The organism is Pseudoalteromonas aurantia 208 (assembly GCF_014858725.1).
Lineage (GTDB): Bacteria > Pseudomonadota > Gammaproteobacteria > Enterobacterales > Alteromonadaceae > Pseudoalteromonas > Pseudoalteromonas aurantia.
This window is the reverse complement of sequence record NZ_AQGV01000012.1, coordinates 2,443,724-2,462,623: the sequence shown is the minus strand read 5'-3', so window position 1 is coordinate 2,462,623 and position 18,900 is coordinate 2,443,724. Positions and strand designations below refer to the sequence as shown.

Annotated in this window: 28 protein-coding genes; 25 read left to right on the top strand and 3 right to left on the bottom strand. The window is 41.6% G+C overall.

What is annotated here, in order from left to right:
* The first annotated feature begins 139 nt into the window (after window positions 1–139).
* A complete protein-coding gene (locus PAUR_RS14585) occupies window positions 140–1,750 on the top strand; it encodes a hypothetical protein (RefSeq protein WP_192508403.1) in 1,611 nt (536 codons plus the stop codon).
* Between the two features lie 251 nt (window positions 1,751–2,001).
* Here PAUR_RS14585 and PAUR_RS14580 read toward each other — a convergent pair whose 3' ends face one another.
* Entirely contained in the window at window positions 2,002–2,676 is a 675-nt protein-coding gene (locus PAUR_RS14580) for a site-specific integrase (RefSeq protein ID WP_192508402.1), read from the bottom strand.
* Window positions 2,677–3,496: 820 nt separating this feature from the next.
* On the opposite strand from PAUR_RS14580, the gene PAUR_RS14575 reads away from it, so the two are divergent.
* From PAUR_RS14575 to PAUR_RS14570, 3 genes are all read left to right on the top strand, one after another.
* Window positions 3,497–3,826, top strand: coding sequence for a hypothetical protein (locus PAUR_RS14575; protein ID WP_192508401.1), 330 nt, complete (start codon window positions 3,497–3,499; stop codon window positions 3,824–3,826).
* Between the two features lie 169 nt (window positions 3,827–3,995).
* The gene (locus PAUR_RS23805; protein WP_263973690.1) at window positions 3,996–4,121 is read left to right on the top strand and encodes a hypothetical protein; all 126 of its coding nucleotides are present in this window, start codon (window positions 3,996–3,998) and stop codon (window positions 4,119–4,121) included.
* A gap of 571 nt (window positions 4,122–4,692) precedes the next feature.
* Entirely contained in the window at window positions 4,693–4,989 is a 297-nt protein-coding gene (locus PAUR_RS14570; RefSeq protein WP_192508400.1) for a hypothetical protein, read from the top strand.
* A gap of 28 nt (window positions 4,990–5,017) precedes the next feature.
* On the opposite strand, the gene PAUR_RS14565 is transcribed toward PAUR_RS14570, so the two are convergent.
* The gene (locus tag PAUR_RS14565; RefSeq protein ID WP_192508399.1) at window positions 5,018–5,473 is read right to left on the bottom strand and encodes a helix-turn-helix domain-containing protein; all 456 of its coding nucleotides are present in this window, start codon (window positions 5,471–5,473) and stop codon (window positions 5,018–5,020) included.
* A gap of 154 nt (window positions 5,474–5,627) precedes the next feature.
* On the opposite strand from PAUR_RS14565, the gene PAUR_RS14560 reads away from it, so the two are divergent.
* The 20 genes from PAUR_RS14560 to PAUR_RS14475 all read left to right on the top strand — a co-directional run bounded on the left by PAUR_RS14560 (window position 5,628) and on the right by PAUR_RS14475 (window position 16,591).
* The gene (locus tag PAUR_RS14560) at window positions 5,628–5,882 is read left to right on the top strand and encodes a pyocin activator PrtN family protein (protein WP_192508398.1); all 255 of its coding nucleotides are present in this window, start codon (window positions 5,628–5,630) and stop codon (window positions 5,880–5,882) included.
* 3 nt (window positions 5,883–5,885) lie between these two features.
* The gene (locus tag PAUR_RS14555; protein WP_192508397.1) at window positions 5,886–6,089 is read left to right on the top strand and encodes a hypothetical protein; all 204 of its coding nucleotides are present in this window, start codon (window positions 5,886–5,888) and stop codon (window positions 6,087–6,089) included.
* Window positions 6,086–6,283, top strand: coding sequence for a hypothetical protein (locus tag PAUR_RS14550; RefSeq protein ID WP_192508396.1), 198 nt, complete (start codon window positions 6,086–6,088; stop codon window positions 6,281–6,283). The genes PAUR_RS14555 and PAUR_RS14550 overlap by 4 nt, the downstream gene beginning before the upstream one ends.
* A complete protein-coding gene (locus PAUR_RS14545; protein WP_192508395.1) occupies window positions 6,280–6,492 on the top strand; it encodes a hypothetical protein in 213 nt (70 codons plus the stop codon). The genes PAUR_RS14550 and PAUR_RS14545 overlap by 4 nt, the downstream gene beginning before the upstream one ends.
* Window positions 6,485–8,554 carry a hypothetical protein gene (locus PAUR_RS14540; protein WP_192508394.1) on the top strand — a complete coding sequence of 690 codons (2,070 nt, stop codon included), beginning with the start codon at window positions 6,485–6,487 and terminating at the stop codon, window positions 8,552–8,554. The genes PAUR_RS14545 and PAUR_RS14540 overlap by 8 nt, the downstream gene beginning before the upstream one ends.
* A 20-nt stretch (window positions 8,555–8,574) precedes the next feature.
* Window positions 8,575–8,778 carry a hypothetical protein gene (locus PAUR_RS14535; protein ID WP_225738358.1) on the top strand — a complete coding sequence of 68 codons (204 nt, stop codon included), beginning with the start codon at window positions 8,575–8,577 and terminating at the stop codon, window positions 8,776–8,778.
* Between the two features lie 2 nt (window positions 8,779–8,780).
* Entirely contained in the window at window positions 8,781–9,227 is a 447-nt protein-coding gene (locus tag PAUR_RS14530; protein ID WP_192508392.1) for a hypothetical protein, read from the top strand.
* Between the two features lie 22 nt (window positions 9,228–9,249).
* Window positions 9,250–9,600 carry a hypothetical protein gene (locus PAUR_RS14525; protein WP_192508391.1) on the top strand — a complete coding sequence of 117 codons (351 nt, stop codon included), beginning with the start codon at window positions 9,250–9,252 and terminating at the stop codon, window positions 9,598–9,600.
* A complete protein-coding gene (locus tag PAUR_RS14520) occupies window positions 9,590–10,378 on the top strand; it encodes a type IV secretory system conjugative DNA transfer family protein (protein WP_192508390.1) in 789 nt (262 codons plus the stop codon). Before PAUR_RS14525 ends, PAUR_RS14520 begins: the two co-directional genes overlap by 11 nt.
* A gap of 239 nt (window positions 10,379–10,617) precedes the next feature.
* The gene (locus PAUR_RS14515) at window positions 10,618–11,448 is read left to right on the top strand and encodes a major capsid protein P2 (RefSeq protein ID WP_192508389.1); all 831 of its coding nucleotides are present in this window, start codon (window positions 10,618–10,620) and stop codon (window positions 11,446–11,448) included.
* A 9-nt stretch (window positions 11,449–11,457) separates the two neighbouring features.
* The gene (locus tag PAUR_RS14510) at window positions 11,458–11,781 is read left to right on the top strand and encodes a hypothetical protein (protein ID WP_192508388.1); all 324 of its coding nucleotides are present in this window, start codon (window positions 11,458–11,460) and stop codon (window positions 11,779–11,781) included.
* Window positions 11,778–11,903 carry a hypothetical protein gene (locus tag PAUR_RS23800; protein ID WP_263973689.1) on the top strand — a complete coding sequence of 42 codons (126 nt, stop codon included), beginning with the start codon at window positions 11,778–11,780 and terminating at the stop codon, window positions 11,901–11,903. The genes PAUR_RS14510 and PAUR_RS23800 overlap by 4 nt, the downstream gene beginning before the upstream one ends.
* Window positions 11,900–12,130 (top strand): hypothetical protein, encoded by a 231-nt coding sequence (locus PAUR_RS14505; RefSeq protein WP_192508387.1) that lies wholly within the window; start codon window positions 11,900–11,902, stop codon window positions 12,128–12,130. Before PAUR_RS23800 ends, PAUR_RS14505 begins: the two co-directional genes overlap by 4 nt.
* Before the next feature lie 8 nt (window positions 12,131–12,138).
* Entirely contained in the window at window positions 12,139–13,107 is a 969-nt protein-coding gene (locus PAUR_RS14500) for a hypothetical protein (protein WP_192508386.1), read from the top strand.
* 2 nt (window positions 13,108–13,109) lie between these two features.
* Window positions 13,110–14,594 carry a hypothetical protein gene (locus tag PAUR_RS14495; RefSeq protein ID WP_192508385.1) on the top strand — a complete coding sequence of 495 codons (1,485 nt, stop codon included), beginning with the start codon at window positions 13,110–13,112 and terminating at the stop codon, window positions 14,592–14,594.
* A complete protein-coding gene (locus tag PAUR_RS14490) occupies window positions 14,594–15,055 on the top strand; it encodes a virion protein (RefSeq protein WP_225738357.1) in 462 nt (153 codons plus the stop codon). Before PAUR_RS14495 ends, PAUR_RS14490 begins: the two co-directional genes overlap by 1 nt.
* Window positions 15,048–15,425, top strand: coding sequence for a hypothetical protein (locus tag PAUR_RS14485; RefSeq protein WP_192508384.1), 378 nt, complete (start codon window positions 15,048–15,050; stop codon window positions 15,423–15,425). The genes PAUR_RS14490 and PAUR_RS14485 overlap by 8 nt, the downstream gene beginning before the upstream one ends.
* 4 nt (window positions 15,426–15,429) lie before the next feature.
* Window positions 15,430–15,564: a hypothetical protein gene (locus PAUR_RS23795; protein WP_263973688.1), complete on the top strand. Its 135-nt coding sequence runs from the start codon at window positions 15,430–15,432 to the stop codon at window positions 15,562–15,564.
* Window positions 15,565–15,828: 264 nt separating this feature from the next.
* The gene (locus PAUR_RS14480) at window positions 15,829–16,104 is read left to right on the top strand and encodes a hypothetical protein (protein ID WP_192508383.1); all 276 of its coding nucleotides are present in this window, start codon (window positions 15,829–15,831) and stop codon (window positions 16,102–16,104) included.
* A gap of 85 nt (window positions 16,105–16,189) precedes the next feature.
* Window positions 16,190–16,591: a hypothetical protein gene (locus PAUR_RS14475; RefSeq protein ID WP_192508382.1), complete on the top strand. Its 402-nt coding sequence runs from the start codon at window positions 16,190–16,192 to the stop codon at window positions 16,589–16,591.
* Between the two features lie 9 nt (window positions 16,592–16,600).
* Here PAUR_RS14475 and PAUR_RS14470 read toward each other — a convergent pair whose 3' ends face one another.
* The gene (locus tag PAUR_RS14470; protein ID WP_192508381.1) at window positions 16,601–17,674 is read right to left on the bottom strand and encodes a site-specific integrase; all 1,074 of its coding nucleotides are present in this window, start codon (window positions 17,672–17,674) and stop codon (window positions 16,601–16,603) included.
* Between the two features lie 110 nt (window positions 17,675–17,784).
* Here PAUR_RS14470 and dusA point away from each other — a divergent pair, with 110 nt between their 5' ends.
* Window positions 17,785–18,795, top strand: a complete 1,011-nt coding sequence (gene dusA, locus PAUR_RS14465) for a tRNA dihydrouridine(20/20a) synthase DusA (protein WP_192508380.1) — start codon at window positions 17,785–17,787, stop codon at window positions 18,793–18,795.
* Window positions 18,796–18,900 lie beyond the last annotated feature (105 nt).

Below are 18,900 nucleotides of genomic sequence, written 5' to 3'. Positions count from 1 at the left end.
CCTGTTTAACTTTATTAAATTTTAATGTCTAAATTGCCATTAACTGCTGCTATGCATATAGTAGTAGTTGAATTTAATGTATTGTTAACAGCGCACTTAAAAGTAGTTGTTAATTTTGAAAGGAACACAAGGATCAACCATGTTTGCTAATAAAAAATCACTTCTCGCTCTATCTGTTGCTTCTGCACTAACCCTTACTGGTTGTTTTAGTGACGACGATAATAATGTGGTTGTAGAACCACCGGTAACACCTACAGACCCTGTTGTTGTCGCGCCAACAGCGCCTGCTGAATTAGGTCTCGTTGTTAATGCAAATGTTGTTGATGCAGTAACAACGAATGTTGTAAATGCGAAAATTTCATTTTTAGAAAATGGCCTAGAAGCAACTAACATTGTGGATGCTAATGGTAATCAATTGAAAGTTGTGGATGCGGCTAACGGTAATGTTGTATTTACTAAAAAAGCAGACTCTGAAATCACAGAGGTTACACTGAGTGTTACTGCTGACGGCTATATTGGCAAAAGCTTTATTGTTGATTTAACGGCTGCAGAGGGTGTGTCATCTATAGCTGCACAACTGGCATTAACATTGGCGAATGGACCTGGTGTTAAAACTGTCGTTGAAACTGTTGGTGCTGTTGGCGGTTCTACTTCAACTGAAGTAAAAGCTGAATCAACGGGTAAAACAGGTGCTGGAGCAAGTATCCCAGCTGGCACTCAATTATTAGATGCTGCTGGAAATGCAATCTCAGGCGAGCTGTCATTAAATGTAAGTGGGGCTGATAGCTCTTCTAGTGCAGCGGCTGCGATTGTTCCTGCAGGCTTAAATGCTGCGGACGCTGCAAGCACCGCTAAATCTGCGGGTGTAGCAAATATTATTATGGCTGATGCCAACGGGAATAAAGTAAAAAGCTTTGGTGACAGTGAGATTACAGTAACTATGGCAATCCCTGCTGACACTATGCAAAATGGTGCTGCAATTCAAACTGGTGATACGCTTAAGTTGAAGTCTCATAATGAAGACACCGGTGTATGGGCTGATGAAACAAATGTTGTTACCATTGGTGCACTTGATGCTGATTCAAACACCTTCACTGGTACATTCCAAACTAACCACTTAACGTTCTTTACATCAACAGTAGACATTACACCATGTACTTCAGATATCTCTCTAAACGTGTCAGGTGATGCTGTTCCAGCAGGTGGACTATATGTTCAGTTTGCGTCAAGTGATGCATCTGCAAATAGCTTCATAGCTGCGGGTTCAACGGCAACCACATTAATCTCGGCAGAGAAGGCTAAGCGTTTTGGTATATCAGCAGAGGCCAAAGCGTCAGTGTCAATCGTTGATGTTAATGGTACTGAATGGTTTAATTCAAATGGCGAAGTAGATGTGTGTGGTGCTGTTACAGCAACACTTGTAAACCCTGTTGCGCAGCCAGTTAGCGAAAACTTTACTGTGACAGCTACATGTAGTGACGGCACAACAGTAGATATGAGTAATGCTGTTGTGACGTATGGCTTAGCTGGTAAAGCGCAATCTGTAGCAGCAAGTGCTGGTAATGGCACATTTGCATTGGCGAATATGGTTCCAGCCACTACTGCTACGTATACTGTGGCGGTTGATGCTCGTATACCTCTTGACAATGGTACAACTATGGCAACAGGTCCAATCACAGTTACTCCTGATGGAACTGCAGAATCGCTTCCGTTAACAGCTGATTGCGGTGACTTAACAGGTGCTAACTAATTTAATTGGTTAATATCTTAGATAAAAAAGCCGCTTTTTAGCGGCTTTTTTGTGCGTGTTTATTTGTATATGCTTAGTAATATGAGCTTAGTGATACGCACTTATTTATACGTGTTCTTTATATTTATTTGGTTGCATTGCCATATGACAGGGAAAAGGGGGTCCTGTTTTTTGTGGGCATGTAAGCCACAAAAGGTAATATGGTGTCACTGAGAGAGAGGTTTGGAAAGAGGTTGTCTTTTTATGGCATATCAGTGGTGTCGGGCTAAAAATCGCTGCCAATGTACGTTGTTATTAATCACCCGAATAGGGGCGACGACTTGCTTTAAGGTCGCTAATGACGGCGTTGTTAACACCTCATCTTTTAACCCCAATAAATAATAAAAAGCCGATTTATTGGCTCTTTGTAGCGCTGCAATCCGTATCTGTTGTTCAAAGTTGAGTCTTAAGCTGCTGATTGCGGTTTTTTGGCCTTGTTGATCAATGGAAGGCAAGTCACACTTTTGTAAATAGCCTAACCGTTCACCTTCACCAGAAAACCATATTCTGACCTTTTCACTATAACGACCCGACTTACTGGGTAAGTCATACAGTAACCGAGCGTGTTGTTCATCGGTTACATGTTTGATGTAATCTTCAAGGCCAGCTTGCCACAAGGCGGTATGAATGGGAATGAGTCGGTGGCGAATTTTCCCGTGTGTGGTAAAGCTAAAGCAATGTACGCCGTCTTTTTTAATGATATCAGATAGGTTAAGACTGCCAATCTCATCGCTATAAGCACCTGTATAGTAAGCAATTAATGGTAGCCAAAAATGCCAATGTTTAGGTTGTTCGCGTTTTTGTCTTTCATCAGCGTAAATATAACCATTAAAAAGCGTGTGTAGTTCCATAGCTGAAAATGCTCGGCGGCCTAAATGCGACTTCATGTAAACTATTTACCTACTTAATACCTAAGTCGCTAGTTTATATTGTATTTGTACGCTGGAAAAGAGGCTTGGCAAATATGCAGGCAACTTTACATGGCAATTGGCGGCTTAGTTAACTAGCCTTTACTTACATGTACTGATAATAGCAGCCCAACGAAGTTACTTGGCGTAAGTAATACCGAGGTGTGAAGACATGCAGTTTTAAGGGAGATAGTGTATACTGCCGCTCCTAATTTATGCGCTGTTATGATTGGCTTATGGTATGTTTGCCTCGTAATATGATCGCGGTTTAATATCGTTTCTGAATGGGGTTGTCGATGAGCCAAATGAATCAAGTCAAAAGCAATGATCACTTAATAACACAATCAGGTGATTTTAGACGCTTTTCCGTGGCACCTATGTTGGATTGGTTTGATTAGTGCGTTTTTATTGGTCTATACTTTGATTGGGGTTCCTATTGGGGGCTCGTTGAATTTAAGGGTTCCTGCTTAATGCTGTATATAGGGCATTAATTACCTAGAAGGTAACATGTATCTATTATAGTCTATATATTCACAAGTAACGGTATACACCCGTTTACGGACAGGTGTAGATGGTTGTTCATGGTAATTGGTGGTAGTTGGTGGTAATTCGCGTTGATTTTTTAGGCTTAACCGTTTAAAATTGCGCCATAACTTAACAGTTAACTTAACAGTTAACTTAACAATTAACTTAACAATTAACTTAACAATTAATGAAGCTACGTATCAGAAAGCAAATAATGTTTATTGATACCTCTGAAATGCTGCCAATAGGCCATTTTATTAGCGAAGGAAGACGAATGAGTAATACTGATAATAGCCCAACCACTCAAAAGCAGTTTGTGACGTTTGAGTATCTCTTGGGATTTGTATTTCTGGCAACTGTCGGAATTTCTGCATATTCGTGGAATAACCGTGTCAATACGGTAGATAAAAAATTTCAACAAGTGGAAGATAGATTTGAAAAAATAGATTCTAAGTTGGACGCTTTAATTTTATCCGTTAATACAGTTAAGAATACAATGGCAACTAAGGATGATTTAATAAAATTATCTAGTCGAGTTACTGATGCAGAAAAAGAAATTGCTCGTGTGGATTTTCGTTTAGGGCATTTAGAAAAGTCTAATTAGTAAAATTTACGCAGAGTATATAAAAAGCACCTTAAGGTGCTTTTTTTGTTTTTTGAAATCAGAAATTTTGAAGGGTTTAATATTTTATCTCACTTTGTTGTTGTTTTATTGCTTTTAAGTTAACATTGACGTAACAAAATGCTTTAGGTATTTAAACGAAGGGATTATTATGAACGTGCTAGAAAAAAATGAGTTGTTAAAAGTTGTCGGTGGTATTGGTGGTGGTGGTGATGGTGTTGAGCCGCCGAAGGCGAGAGCTAGCTACCCAGCTATTACAGCTAAAAAGATGCCATAGTAAGGATAATTAATGACGACTAATGGAATGCTTGCCTATGCAGGTAGCATAATAATTTACCTTCAGTTTATCGTTTTTTTTACGTTTATTATTTTGAGTTATGAAAATGCAAAGGTGTTGTTGTTTGGCGGAAGTAAGGATATATCGAGCGAACACGATGCATTTATTCATAGCTGTTTTCTATCAGTGCTGACCGTTGTCGTCTTTCATTTTACTACATCATCAATTAGAGAGTTAATTCTTACGATAGATATGAATATGGAAAGGTTGGAACTTAGGCAGTTTTTCTATTTCATGATGTTTGTACTGGAGTTCGCGGCGATATTGTGTTTGTTCTTTTTGCACAGGCTTCGAAAATGCAAATTCTCAATCATAGCGAAAATGGTGGTTTCACTCGCTGTGATTTTATGTATGAATTTTGTCATACAATATTATTATCGCGCGTTAAACGATGTTGAGTCTTATACCCCGATATTTAAAACTGTAACAGTAGCTGTAAATATCTTAACTTTAATTTGTATTGGTCTAGTGCCTTTGGCAAATTTAAAAAAGCTTAGACTAGGAAGTTGAAATGGAAAATAGCTATGTTTTGTTTGTTGCTATGCTGATTATGTTGTGTGTTTGTTTGCTTGTCCTTTTATCTGTGTTTAGTGTCGAGCGCGATGATGTTGAGAGTCATGTTGGTAGTGGCCATGACTTGGCGTTTGGGATTGGAAAGGCGATAGTTGAACTGAGCCCTGCATTAGCATATAGAGAACTGAAAGATGAATTACACCCAAGAGCAGTGGATTACTACGAACGTAGCCAAGGTCATAATGTAACAGTTGTTGATATTCCAGAGAAACCAAAATTAAAAGTTGTTAAATAATAAAAAGGCTGCATATGCAGCCTTTTTGTTACCCTGTTTTGCTCTTTTTGTAAGAGCCATAATGGCCTTCTATAATTGGTTCTAGGTCTTTTAAAAGTAGCTTGCCGCAAGCATCTAAATCTATTTTGTCTGTATTGATTTCTATCCAATCCAAGTAACCAAACATTTGCATTGATTTAACTGTCTCATTGATAAAGGCTTGCTCGTATTCTTCTTTACCAGTGATGTGCTTGAAATGTGCATTGACAGAACTTAGCTCTGCGTCAACGGTAAATTCTTCACCAGTTATTAGCCAATGGCAGTGGGGCTTTAGTTCTTTTTTACTAAATACCTTTTGTATGACATTTAATGTTGGCTCACGGTCCCCTGACTCGTATTTGCGATATGAAGGCACAGGGATGTCCAAAAATTCTGCAAATTCAATTTGTGATTTATCAAAGTGAACGCGGATTTTTTTCAATCGATGTGAAAATTCAGTTGACATATAACCCAATCCGATCAATTATTCATTTATTAACCCAAAGCGATTCAAAGTAACTCATTTGGGTTTTTTTGAATTATTTTAATTTTAACTTCCCACTAGATTAGCATACGAGTGATCTAATTGGGAGTCAGAGTGATTAAAGATGGAGTTTTTAATGAACATTCAATTTGCTTTATTAGCTCGTTTCAATTCGCCAACAGTCCAATTGAGAGAGATATCACAAGAGTTTTTTGGAATAAGTCCAAAAACAGCCCAGCAAAAAGCTAAAACAGCACAGTTGCCAGTTCCTGCATTCAAGTTGATTGAGTCTGAGCGCTCACCAACGTTAGTTAATGTTTCTGATTTAGCCGAGTGGATTGAAAAGCGCTCGAAAGAAGCGCGCACAGAGTGGCAACAGGTAAACGGGTGATTTATGAGTCAATATATCGTTCAAACAAAGGCACCAATAACTGATCCAAAGCACTGGGAAAATCAGCACGCAAAAATCAAAGCGCTGCAAGAAAAGTTCTTTCCAAAGAAACCAAAGCGCCCAGTTCGCGCAAATCAGATCAGTGAATACACCGATCTATCAGCGCTTCAAAGCGCGAGCATTCTGGCAAGAAGGGGCGTGATATGAACCGAGCAGAATTTGTAAACGACACAGCACAAATGAACGCGTTTTATCACAACCGCGACATGCCTAATGATGCCGATTATGCAGAAGCCGAAATTATCACACAGCAACACGAGCAAGCGCGCCGTGACTCGGGTTTGCTTATCAACTGGATGGCGGCACCGGTTAATAATTGTTTTGGAGAGTTGAACGAATGAGAACGTTAGAAGAAATTATTGATAACCGTATCGAAGCGCTAGAGTTTTATTTAGATTCCTGCATCAAAGAGAGTAGAACAATAAGCAGGAAAGAATGGGATTTCATCAGAAATGATATTGTATTTTTTGAAGATATTTGTTGGAGGAAAGCCAAGGAGCTATCGGCTAAACTTTGTGCGGTAAAAGTAGCGGAGAGCGGTAATGGTTAACATATCCGAATCAGAACTTTTAACCGCAATACAAAGCGCCGAATCTGGCGCTTTTTTTCGTGATGAAATTCCGGCAACCAATGCGGAAGAGTCGATCATGTGGCTTGAGCATATCGAGTCTCAATATAAACGCAAACCAACCCGCGAAGCGGCCGCACAAGGTGCGGAAAAAGCTAGGCTTGTCATAAGGCGCAAAAGTCAGACACGCGAAATACTCAAGCCAGAAACATCAAATGCTGAAAGCCTACGGCATGAGAAAGCCACGAAACTAGGTTCTATGTTCACAGGTGCAGCTTTAAAACTATCGCCTGAGAAACGCGCTGAATACCTCGGTATTTCTGAAAATGAATGTGTTGATCTGGAAACGGGCGAAGTACGTCAGAAATTTGTGTCGGAAGTCGACAAAAATCATTTTGTTTCGCCAGTGTACTCGCTTAGTTGTACGCACGATAAGGCTTTGCCATCGAATAAAAAACCAAAAATCGTAAAGGCAAACTACCAAACAACTCGCACGCATTTTCAGTCACGTAACTGGTGTGGTGGTTTTCGTGTTGTATGTACGCAAATGACCCGCCCAAGTGATGCGCCAGAGTCAAACACTGGTGATCGAGTAACAACAGAACTTACAAGTCGAGCGCGTGGCAAAATTATTGAAAGCGGTTTGTACATGGCTGCGGTGAAAGGCGGATTTACTGCATTTACAACTGTAACTTTGGATGAAAAGGCCCGCTGGAGAATGGACAATAACCATTATCGTAAAGTTGCTAAACGCAAGGCGGGTGTGAAGTTAGGTGCAATTTACACTGAAACAGGGGAGTTGTTACATGACGAAGTGATCACCTCTGCTGATTTTACCGCCGTTGTTTTTGAACGCTCAACAATAGGCCAAGAGTTAAGCCCATTTTTAGATAACGTTGGGAAAATGCATAAACGTGGGTGGGTAGCAACGGGCAAGATTTCTTATACGCCAAAAGCTAAAAAGTACCCTTGGGGAAAAATTGAATGTGTAGGTCTTTCTGATCGGCTTTATCCGTGGGGAAAAGTCTCATCAGTTGGCGCAATCGGCCGTGTTCATAGTGATTTAATGCACAACAACGAGCGCATATACCCTTGGGGTGTTGTTGAATGTATTGAACAATGTGAAGCACGTGCAATCACTAACGATGATATGGAAGTGACAAAAATTGAATGTGAGCAAGATAAGAATAAAAAGCCCGTATTTGATTATGTTTGGGTTGCCGAAGCCCCTTCTAAAATTCATGAAACTCGCGAGTACCCTTGGGGAAAAGTTGAGAGTGTCGGGCATCAAAATTATCACGCCCATTTGTTAATTCGCTGGAATGTTGAAGAAGTATTTTTTCACGAATGGGCGGCAAGAATTGAAAAGCACTGGGGCCAAGGTTTTGTTCATATAGAACGTATACGCACAGCTGAAGCAGCCGCAGAGTATTTACTAAAAGCAGTTGGTTACATGACGAAAAGTGATCAGGGCGAAATTCGCGGTAACCGTTACAACATTTCTAAATATGCACGCGCTGAGAAGTGGGAGAACTGCGCAACGCATGAAAGCCAGCATATGTATGGAATTATTCAAGAGCATATCGAAGGTCTAGAAGCAAAACGCAAGCGAAAAGCCAAAGCTGAACAGCATCTAAAAACCACCATTGCATTTAATGAGCGTATAAGCGCTGTGAATAAAAAAAAACCTACACGCAAACGAGAGCAATTGATCGAGAAGTTAAAGCAGCAATTGCACTCTATGACTGAGAACGTAAAAAACCTTGCAGATGAATTACACGGTAACTACGCAATTGGCGGTGTTGCCAAATTTTCCAACGCTGTTGAGTTTAAAAAGTTCTTAGACTTTGCGATTGGTGTTCGGGGCTGGAAGTTGAAAACAGTGTTCAGTAATGAATGTGACCAGCAATACATAAGCGAGCAACGGCGTGATGAAAACAAGGTAAATGACTATTTAGTGAAAGCACAAACGATGGTGAATGATTCGATTGATCAGGTCGCAAACTTTTATAGCAGATATGAACCAGTCGATGAATATTTTTAATTAAAAAGTAAGGGGGTCTCATGCTGATGCAGGAGCGAGTTATACAGATGCAACAGAAAATTGCAGAAGCAAAAGCAACATCAAAGTTGAAAGCCGCGAAGAAAACGCAGCTTGCAGAGAGCGCGCTTGATGATGCCGTTATTTTGCTTTGTGAAATGGCGCGCAGAATTAAACAACTTGAGTTGAAAGCCGAGGTTGATTTAATCGCAGCGCAAAGGGGGTAGTAATGGCGAAATCACCGAACAATGAGCTAGGTGTTATTGAGTGCGAAGGGTGCGGGACGTTCGCTTCAATACGAAGAAGAGCGAACGGAAAGCAGTTACTTTACCTGCATTGTAAAAACTGCGGACTTGACCAACGCAGCGGAGCGAAATTGCAAGCGAAATGGGCGAAAGCAATTTCTACAGAAACGCAGCAATCACAAGCTATACAGAGCGAACCGCAAGAAGTTTTAAATCATAACCCAGCACATGACGAGTGGGCACCAAGAGCAGAGCAAATCAATAGCGAAATAGGAGCGATATTAGATGACACTGACAAACGAATTGCCAGCGGAATTACAGAAGACAGCGATAGTGCAAGCAATGGAGGGTCTGGAGTATGGGGGTGGCTCGGACTCGCAGTCGTTGGAGCAATCGCAATCGCAACAGGGGCACGATTACAGTCATCTTGATAGCTTTACAAAAGTGAGCGATGTGAGTGTTGCGGATGACATTACAGAATCAGAAGAAATGACAAGCGAAGACGTGAGCGCATTGGCTTGCTATGGCGTGTCGTCTGCTGCTGATTTTGTTGAATCAATGATTGAAGCGCCCGTCACTATTGATAATGACACGCGTGAATTAATAGCTGAAAAAGCGGCCCCTGTTGTCGCGAAATATTGCAAGGGCGGGATGCCATCTTGGATGGTGAAATGGAAAGAAGAAATTGAATTAGGGTTGGTGCTCGGTACTGCTGCGCTCTCTGTTTATAAACAAATTAAAGCACATGAGAAAGTAGAGCAAAATCAAAGCGAAAATACCGAGGTGGTAGCGAATGGCAATTAATAAAGATAATGAGCTTAAAGCACGTCATACGTGCTATTTGGCGGGAACGGGGGGCGGAAAAACAGCCGCTGTTAATTTGCTTAAGCTAGTTGGTGATCAGGTCGCGATATTTGATTTGTACGGTGATTATCGTTTCGATGGTCGCAAAAAGTCGCACTTCAACGGCTTGGGGGGTCGTGCCGTTTACCATTACACAAATCGAAAAGGCTTTGCCACTGCATTTGTTGATGCGTGGCGCTCTGGTAAAAAGTTCGTTGTTGCCTATTCGCCAGAGTTCCCCAAGTCACTGCAAGGGGCAAAGTTGAAAGCGGCAAAGCAAGCGGAACTTTATTGGTTCGGTCATCTTATTTGGGAAGCGGCGGACGGCAATAGAGAGTTAAATGTTGTTATCGAAGAGCTGGCAAAGCTTGTTGAGACTGCGGGAAAAGATGATTCAATTATCGGTGAATTGGCAACTGGCGGTAGAAAGTTTGGCTTGGTATTGCATACGGTTTTCCAGCGTTCGCAAGAAGTGCCAAAAACGATTTGGAACAATTCACCACGAAAAGTGCTCGGCGCTCAAGAGTCACAAGCCGATGCAAAGCGAATATCAATAGAATTAGATGCAGATATTGATGATGTGTATTTGATAAGTCAGTTAAACAGCAAGTACGAAGATGAGCGGCTGTATTATCTTGTCAAAAGCAAAGGGGGGATCGGGAATATCGAACCAAAAGTAATACATTTGAAATCTGGAAAAACTGAAAATCTCACATTTGAGCAATTTAGAGCAGCTTAAAAACAGAAAAAAGAGCGAAAATTTCGCTCTTTTCGCTATGTGCATAGCGAAAACCATTTTACTCAATAGCGAAACGTCTGATTAATTACTTAGCGATTTTTAACGCAAAGGTAATTTAATCGCATGAATAAAACAGTAATCACATCAGTTGCAACAACGCTTGTAATTCTCACAGCGCTTAGCAATGTACGCGCTTTACGTTCAATTAAACGCATCATCATTAAGTAAGGGGCTGCATCATGTTTGATATTTCAAAATTAAATAAAGTGACTGGTGTCATTAAAGGTGGTACTGCTTCAATCGCTTTGCCAGTTAATTCAACTTACGAAAAACTACATTTTAAAATTGCAGGTTGCACGCCAGCAGATTTGCAGAATATTCGACTCGACTTAAATGGTGACATGCTGTGTGAGTACGAATCTCTGCAAAATATTGTTGATGAAAATAGCTATTTTGAACGAGACCAAGTGACAGGCCTAATCACATGGCACTTTGCGCGACCAGAGGTGAAAAGCCCAATTAACTCTGATTTATCAGTACAGCGATTTTTTGCGTTAGGCACAGCGGGTTTATCTACGGTGCAAATTAAGTTCGATATCGACAGAAATGCAAAAAACCCAGCCGATGAGAGTGAAGCGCTAGATATTTCTGTGTTTACAGAAAAGGATATTGGGTCGGTGCCAGGTTGGCTTTATAAGCGCCGTTCGTTTCGCTATTCGTTTAGTCAGGGTATCAATGAGGTGTCTGACATACCAAAGCCGATTGGCGCATTTATTTCAATGATTGAGATTAAAAAGGAAGGGGTTAAAAGCTCTGAGTTTTTAGTTGATAACGTGAAGTGGCGCGAGCATATACCGAAAGACTTACATAATCATATTTTGAAGCAGCGAGGGCGCACGCCTATTGATGGCGTGCACGCAATTGATTTAGCGATGTCTGGTGATGTGTTTAGCGCACTTAAAATTACTGAAAATATATTTGATATGCGCTTACGTATTGATTGTGAATCAGCGGGTTCGGCTGAGGTTATCGTGCATTATTTCGCTGATTACGCTTCAACGTCATTTTAAGGGGGTTGTATGTCAGGATATGCAGAAGGTCCACCGACCCAGCAAACGCATGGGTGGCAGTCGTCAGTTGGGGGTTTTCTTGGGGATGCTCTGGCAGCGTGGGGGCAAGTTGAGAAAGTTAAAGCAATTCGTAATTCGGCGGGGGCGCAGCAAGCAGATAAGAAAAACACGGTTGAGCTGGATAACGGCGCGGCGGTTGTTGTTGATGCACCGAAAGCAACCGCTAACGCCACAAGCAATGAAACAATGATTTTTGGTGTGCCACAAAAGACAGTTCTAATGGGCTTTGGTGGGCTACTGGTTCTAGGTGTTGTACTAAAGGTGATGAAATGAGTGGAAAGAATTTGAAGGCGTTTGCTTACGGTGTCGCAATCGCGGCAATGGGTGCCATTGTTGCTGAGGTTGGGCGCGATATGTATCGCAAATTTCGTGCTAATAAAGTGACCGCGGGATGATAGGGGCATTGTTTGGGGGCGCTGGCCCCGCAATGTCAGCAATGCCAAATCTTGGGGGGCTTGGTGGTTTAGGGCCCATTAATGGCTCATCATCAGCAGCAACGGGCGACCAGAAACAAAGTATTGGTTTTAATGCTCAAGGCGTGAGCTTTGGCAGTGATAGTAACAATACGCTGTTAATTGTGGGTGTCGTTGTTGTTGCTGCTTTATTTTTGTTGAAAAAATAGGGGGTTGAATGGGGTTATTTAGCTCTAAGTCGCGAAGTACGAGCAATCAGACGACTAACAACACAAGCACTAATTTCGGCATTCATGGCGATAATAACGGCTATATCACAAACGGCGATGGCAATACGTACAACATAAGTCAAACGGACTTTGGTCTAGTTAGTGCGCTCGAATCGATTGGCGGTAATCTCGCAGATAGCCAAATCGCTGGCTTTGGATTTGCAACCGATGCTGTAACTGGGGCGCAAGACATGGCGCTCGATATGACGACAGGGGCGTTTGATTATGCGTCTGATGTTAATCGAGACAGCTTAGACTTTGGTCGCGATGCACTGGGGGAAGTGTCGGGGATTGCGGGTGATAGCCTTAACTTTGGCCGCGATGCGCTCGACGGTATGTCGAGTTTGACGAATAACAGTCTTGATTTTGGTCGCGATGCGCTCGACGGGATGTCGAGTTTGACAAGTGATAGCTTGGGGTTCGGGCGTGATGCAATGCTTGAGTTTAGCGACTTTGGTCGTGATGCAATGTCAGGCATGTCGGGATTAGCAAGTGACAGTATTGACGCGCAAAGTTCGCTTGCAACAGATGCGATTGCATCAAATTCTGAGCTTGCTGATTCATTAATGACATACACGTCTGATGCAAATAGTCGCTTGACTGACCTAGCAACATATTCAATTGATGCAGCGGACAATTCAAATGCACGTATGTCTGATGTTGCTGTGTATTCAATGAATAACTCTAGTGATTTAGCGCAGTCCCTTGGTGCGCAAGTGATTGACGCAACGCAAGACGCATACGCAGAACTTGGGGACCGTTCGGCGCTTGCAACTAAGCAGGCGTTACAGTTTGCAAATGATATGAGCCGCAGCGATGGACAGCAGCTTGCTATCAGTACTAACAAGACGATGATGTACATCGTATTAGGCATGGTTGGTTTGGGTATAGCTGCAATTGCAGTAACGAGGAATTAATAATGCTTAAAGAGAAGAAGCTTGAACCGCACATTGTCAATGATATCTATGACGTGGGTCGCTATATAAAAGTGCTGAGCTGTGAGCGTCAATTTCGCTTGATAGTATCATCGCAGGGCAAAAAAGTACTTGATACTGATGTGTATGCGGGGTTTGAACTTGCGCCGCACGTGCAGTTTGACAAAGTGCAACTGATATCTGAATTTGGACAAGATGTCACAATGTGGGTGAGTAGCGTTAAGCTTGATTATAATCCATTGTCTCGCAAGCCATCTCGTAGTTCGTCCCATGTAATTGAGCACTTTGGCGCGTCACAACAGTTAACGGGCTTTGACAGTGCGCAAGATTCATTGCGTATTGTCAATTACGACGATGATTTTTATGTGGGTGGCGATGGTGTAACAAGCGATAGCGGGATTTTGTATCGCGCCGGTGATATTTATCATCATACAAGTGCTGCACCTGTTCATGCTTACATCAACAAGCGGCCGACGTACATTGCGAAAACTCAAAGCACAACACTGTCAAATAGCGTCAAGTTTAACGATGTTGACTATGATTTTGCGCATGTAAGCGTTAGTAATTATCAGGTGACGACAGCGCACGCAATATACTTCATTGCGACTGGTATTGACTTCTTCAATGATAAAACAGCGTTTCGCGTATCAAATAAAGTGCAAAATTTAACGTCCAAGTCATCATCAAGCGCACAGCGCTATGCTGTTGATGTGATTGTCACAAACTTTGAACGTGATGAAGTTGCAGTACTGTATCAAAACGGCGTCATTGAGACGTATTCAGCGGGTGTGATGGTTTCTGAAATAACAACGTTCGCTGTAAATCATGTCACAGACAGGCAGCTGCTGGGTTTCGATGGCCGGGACTTTTATATTTATTTGACCTCTGGCGGCATTAACATTTTTAAAATGACAGATACGTCAGCGCCACATTTCACGCTGTCGTATGGTGTTAACAAGTTCTTTTATGATGAAGTCGCAAACAAAATGTTGGGTTTGACGAGTGCGGGTGAAGTTGTTGATTTAACAGATGCGAGCGGCTCTGTCACTGTAAAGAAATACGCATTAGCATTGACTGATACAAGTCCGTTTGTCGGTTCGAACTATCATCGCTTTGTGACGAATGCGCAGTATTTTTGTGTCGTATCTAACACAAGAGCAATGATTTTTAATCGTGAAAAAGCAACATTCAAAACGGTTGAAGGGTACTCGTCATTATTGCTCTCGGGAGAAGAAATCTGGGCTGTAAAAGATGGCTTGCAATATGTTAGCAGTGACGGCGGTGTTTCGTTCGCACTGACTGGTGAAACAATCACTGATGCAATTGCTAATGCAGCGTTTATTAATGGTTCTTTGCTCTTGATGCCATATGCAAAAATTGACGGTGAGACTCGGCCGATTGTACACGCTGCGCAAGTCTCAACGGATATTGCAAAGTCAAAGTTTAGAGTGCTAAGAGAGTCGTATTAATGAAACTCACTTACGCACACTTATTAATTGCTGTCGTAGCACTGGGGGCTATTTTTATGACAACAAAGCAAAAGGCAAAGGGCTTGCGTAACAATAACCCGCTCAATATCGAGCGTGGTGAAAATTGGCAAGGCGCAGTCGGTGATGATGGTCGCTTTGTCATCTTTGAAACTGCAAAGCATGGGTTGCGTGCTGCGGGGCGCATCTTGCGTACTTACTCAAATGAGTACGGTATTAAGTCGATTAATACAATCATTGCAAGATGGGCCCCGCCAAGCGAGAACGACACTGAAAATTACATACAGTTCGTATCGCAAAAAACAGGGATTGAGCCATCAAAACAACTTGCACCCAATGATTACGCGCCAGTCGTCGCGGCAATGATACACATGGAAAATGGGTCGCAGCCATACGACATGCAGCTAATTAAAGAGGGTGTCGAGTGGGGGTTATATGGGTAACTTTATCAGTAAAAATGTGAGTCTGTTTTTGACTGTTGCAGCGCTTGCTTATGCGTACAAGTACATTGATAACAAGTCAAAAGCAATCACAAAGCCGATGGGTGATGCGCTCGCTAAAATCATGATGGCATACAACGGTAATTTCGAGATTAAACGAGAGTGGTCAGGTTTTGTGTTAAAAGCATCAAAACTTAACGATAGGCATGAAGTGATTAACATGCGCTGGTATGAAGCAATGGAAAAGCTGAATGACAACAATCATGTGCTACTCGATGAGATATTTGATAACTACCGACTTAAACCGAAATACATACCGCTGATTGACGGTGAAGTGTCACCAGCCAGCATTGCAACAATTAACAAGAGGTGAGCAAGTGGATATTAGTCAAGATACAGTACTGACGATTATTGCTAACGCTATATTCTTGTATGGCGCTGTCACGACAAATAAAACGGATATTAAGTGGCTTAAGGAGGCGGTCAAAGAGATAAAAGCGCAGATAAAATAACAGTAAATCAAAGCCGCTCTCTAAAGCGGTTTTTTACATCACAAAGAGTTGGTTATAACGTTATTGTCACTGGGAGATAGAGGTTTTACTGGTTGAGAGGTGGTTTTGATATCTTGCCACATTAGAAGCTGTGTTCTAATATTCCCTAAGTAAATGTTGTTTTTTGTGTTGACAATGGTGTAAAGTCCTTCGTAATAACTTCATGTGTTAAAAACACAATAAAAACCGATTTGTTAGCTGTAATAACAGAGTCTCTGGGATGAAATGACTTCAATATCTAAAAACATTACTACAAGTATGACAAAGATTTCAGGGGAGCACCCTTGGTATATGTATGTAGCTATTTCTGCTATTTCTGGGATCGTTGGAATTACAGCAATTATTTTACGATATATGAATAAAAAACATCAGCAGGAGATTGATGAAAGGAAGCATATTCGTCACTTTAAACTAAAGCTGATGGAGAAACGTATAACAGTCACGTCTAAGCGAGCTCGAGAGCACAGCGTTAGTCAGGAGGTGGATGATGGTATTAAATGATTTGATTTTGTATATAGGGTTAGCCTTTTTTATAAGCGCATACATTGTACTAGTCACATTTCTCGCATTGAAAAAAAGAGAGAAAGTGGCTGATGAAATTGATAGGTACTTAGGCTCGAATGAAAACCCAGAAGCTTTTAAACAAGCGGTTTTTATGTCTTTTGATAATACACAGCATAGCTTCTTTTTTGTGCGAGTGTTGTTTTCTCGGATTAAAAGGCTCATTACAGGAAATAGAAAAAGTGTGCACTTTGAAAAAGTTAAAAAAGTGGAAATGACAAGTAGCAAAGAACAAATTAGCGAGTTCTCTAATATGATGTTTAATTGTGTTGTGCTAAGTATTTGTAGGTCTCCACTTTCTTCGTTCTTAGTTATAATAATCATGTTACTTTGGTTCATAGCTAAATCGATTGTTAATGATATAAAGCCAGATGCCATCAAAAGTGGGTTGGTTGAAGTTACAAATGTTTTAAAAGCACATAATTGAATTGGTAAATTACTCTAAGTACTTATCATGCAATTTATGTGGGAATAGTTGCGTATAAACTTGCCACAAAACATTTAAATTACGGTGGCCAGTTACTTGGGCGACCTCTTCAATTGAATAGCCTTTTTCAAACAATCGACTTGCGCCTTCTCTGCGTAAGTCGTGATATCTCAAGTCTTCAATACCTAAGTCATTTCTAACGCGCTGAAATCCAGCGGTCACACTGCGTGGGTTAAATGGAAATATGCGATCATCTACATTCGGTTGCCTGTTCGCAATATCAAATGAGCCGCCAAGCAAAGGCACGATCATGTGGTTGCCTTCTTTCTTCCGTGGATCTTTTCGGTCACGCACTATCACAGTTTTGTGCGCGTCGTTCAAATCAGCCCATGTGATCTTACAAACTTCACCAACACGCATACATGTTAATATCGAAAAATCCAGAATATCTAAATAGGGAATCTGTGCCATACCGCTTTTACGGTTTTCGATACGTGTTTCTAAGCCGTTTCGCAACTTGTCTAGTTCTGATTCAGTGGGGCGGCGTGTTCGTCTCTGACTTTTGCCGACGAGCCCCATCTTTATTAGCACCGGTACTGCATCTTCGAAAATTTTATAATTCGCGTCTATGTTCCACACTGGATAAGCTTCTTTCATGACTGAGCGTAAATAAGCAACATCATGATAAATTGTTGCTGGGCCCGCGCCTGCGTCGCGTCGGTTTGTGCAATGCTCGATTAAATCACTTACTTTTAACTCGTTCGATGTTACTTTTGCTATGTCGCAATCAATCAGCATTTTAATAACATACTGCTTTGTTCTGCCAGTGCGTTCCCATAAATCGTGATTTTCAAAATACATGTTTAGCAGGGTTCCAAGCGTGACCGTGTTTTTAATCTCGGTCACCCTCGACGCTTCTAGTTCACCAACACGTTTTTTACCCCAGCTCTCAGCAAGTTGATTTTTTCTGAAAGTTTTACTTTCATTGTGTATAATCTTGCCTTTCGATTTTTCGCGAACAATGCACTTATAGCGCGGTTCGCCAGCAGAAGTTTTGCGTTTTTCGATGGTGAAAGAAGCCATTTTATAGTCCCGTAAAAAATATTTTTGTCCTACTTATGTAGGGTGACACTAGGGTGACTGTATATCGAAATTCATAGTTATTCAAGTACACTCGGAGCAATTCAGCAGTCATGGTAAATGTAGATAAAACAAGTGCAAACCCTTTAAATACAGGCGATACAGCGTTTAGACGCTTCTCCGTGGCACCTATGCTGGATTGGACTGACAAACATTGCCGCACTTTCCACCGAAAGTTAAGTAAACATGCGGTACTATATACCGAAATGATCACAACGGGTGCGATTTTGTTTGGCAAGGGCGATTACTTGGCATTTGGTGCACATGAAATGCCAGTGGCGCTTCAGCTTGGTGGGTCTGACCCGAAAGCGCTGGCAGAATGCGCCAAGCGTGCAGGTGAATACGGTTACAATGAAATTAATCTAAATGTGGGCTGTCCATCAGACCGAGTTCAAAACGGCCGATTTGGCGCGTGTTTAATGGCTGAACCTCAGCTGGTTGCAGAATGTGTGGCTGCTATGAAAGCAGAGGTAGATATACCGGTAACGGTAAAAACACGTATTGGTATTGATGAGCAAGATTCTTATGCATTTTTAACTGCGCTTATCGATGCATCGAAACAAGCTGGGTGTGATGATTTTATTATTCATGCACGTAAAGCGTGGTTGAAAGGGTTGAGTCCCAAAGAAAATCGAGAGGTGCCACCGCTTGATTATCCACGTGTATATCAGCTGAAACAAGATTTTCCAGAGTTACATATTAGTATAAATGGTGGCGTTAAAACATTGGAAGACTGTCAAAAACACTTGGTGCATCTTGATGGTGTGATGATTGGTCGAGAAGCGTATAGCAACCCGTATATGCTGAGCCAAGTTGATGCACTTTTATATGGCGAACCCGCTTTTACACTAAGTCGGCACGATGTTGTACGAAGTATGTATGATTATTTTGAAGCCCAAATGACGCAAGGGGCTAATTTTTGGCACATTGCGCGTCATATGCTGGGTATTTTTCAAAGTCAGCCTGGAGGCCGCGCGTTTAGGCGTCATTTGTCTGAAAATGGCCATAAACAAGGGGCGGATATCCGCGTGATGGAAAAAGCGCTGGAATGCGTGCCTGAGTAATTACTAGGCTACATTTATTTAATACAGCCATGCACTTCAATTGTGTGGCTTTTTAGTTTAAAACACCATTTTTTAGTCAAAATCATCAATTCTCTCTTCTCATTG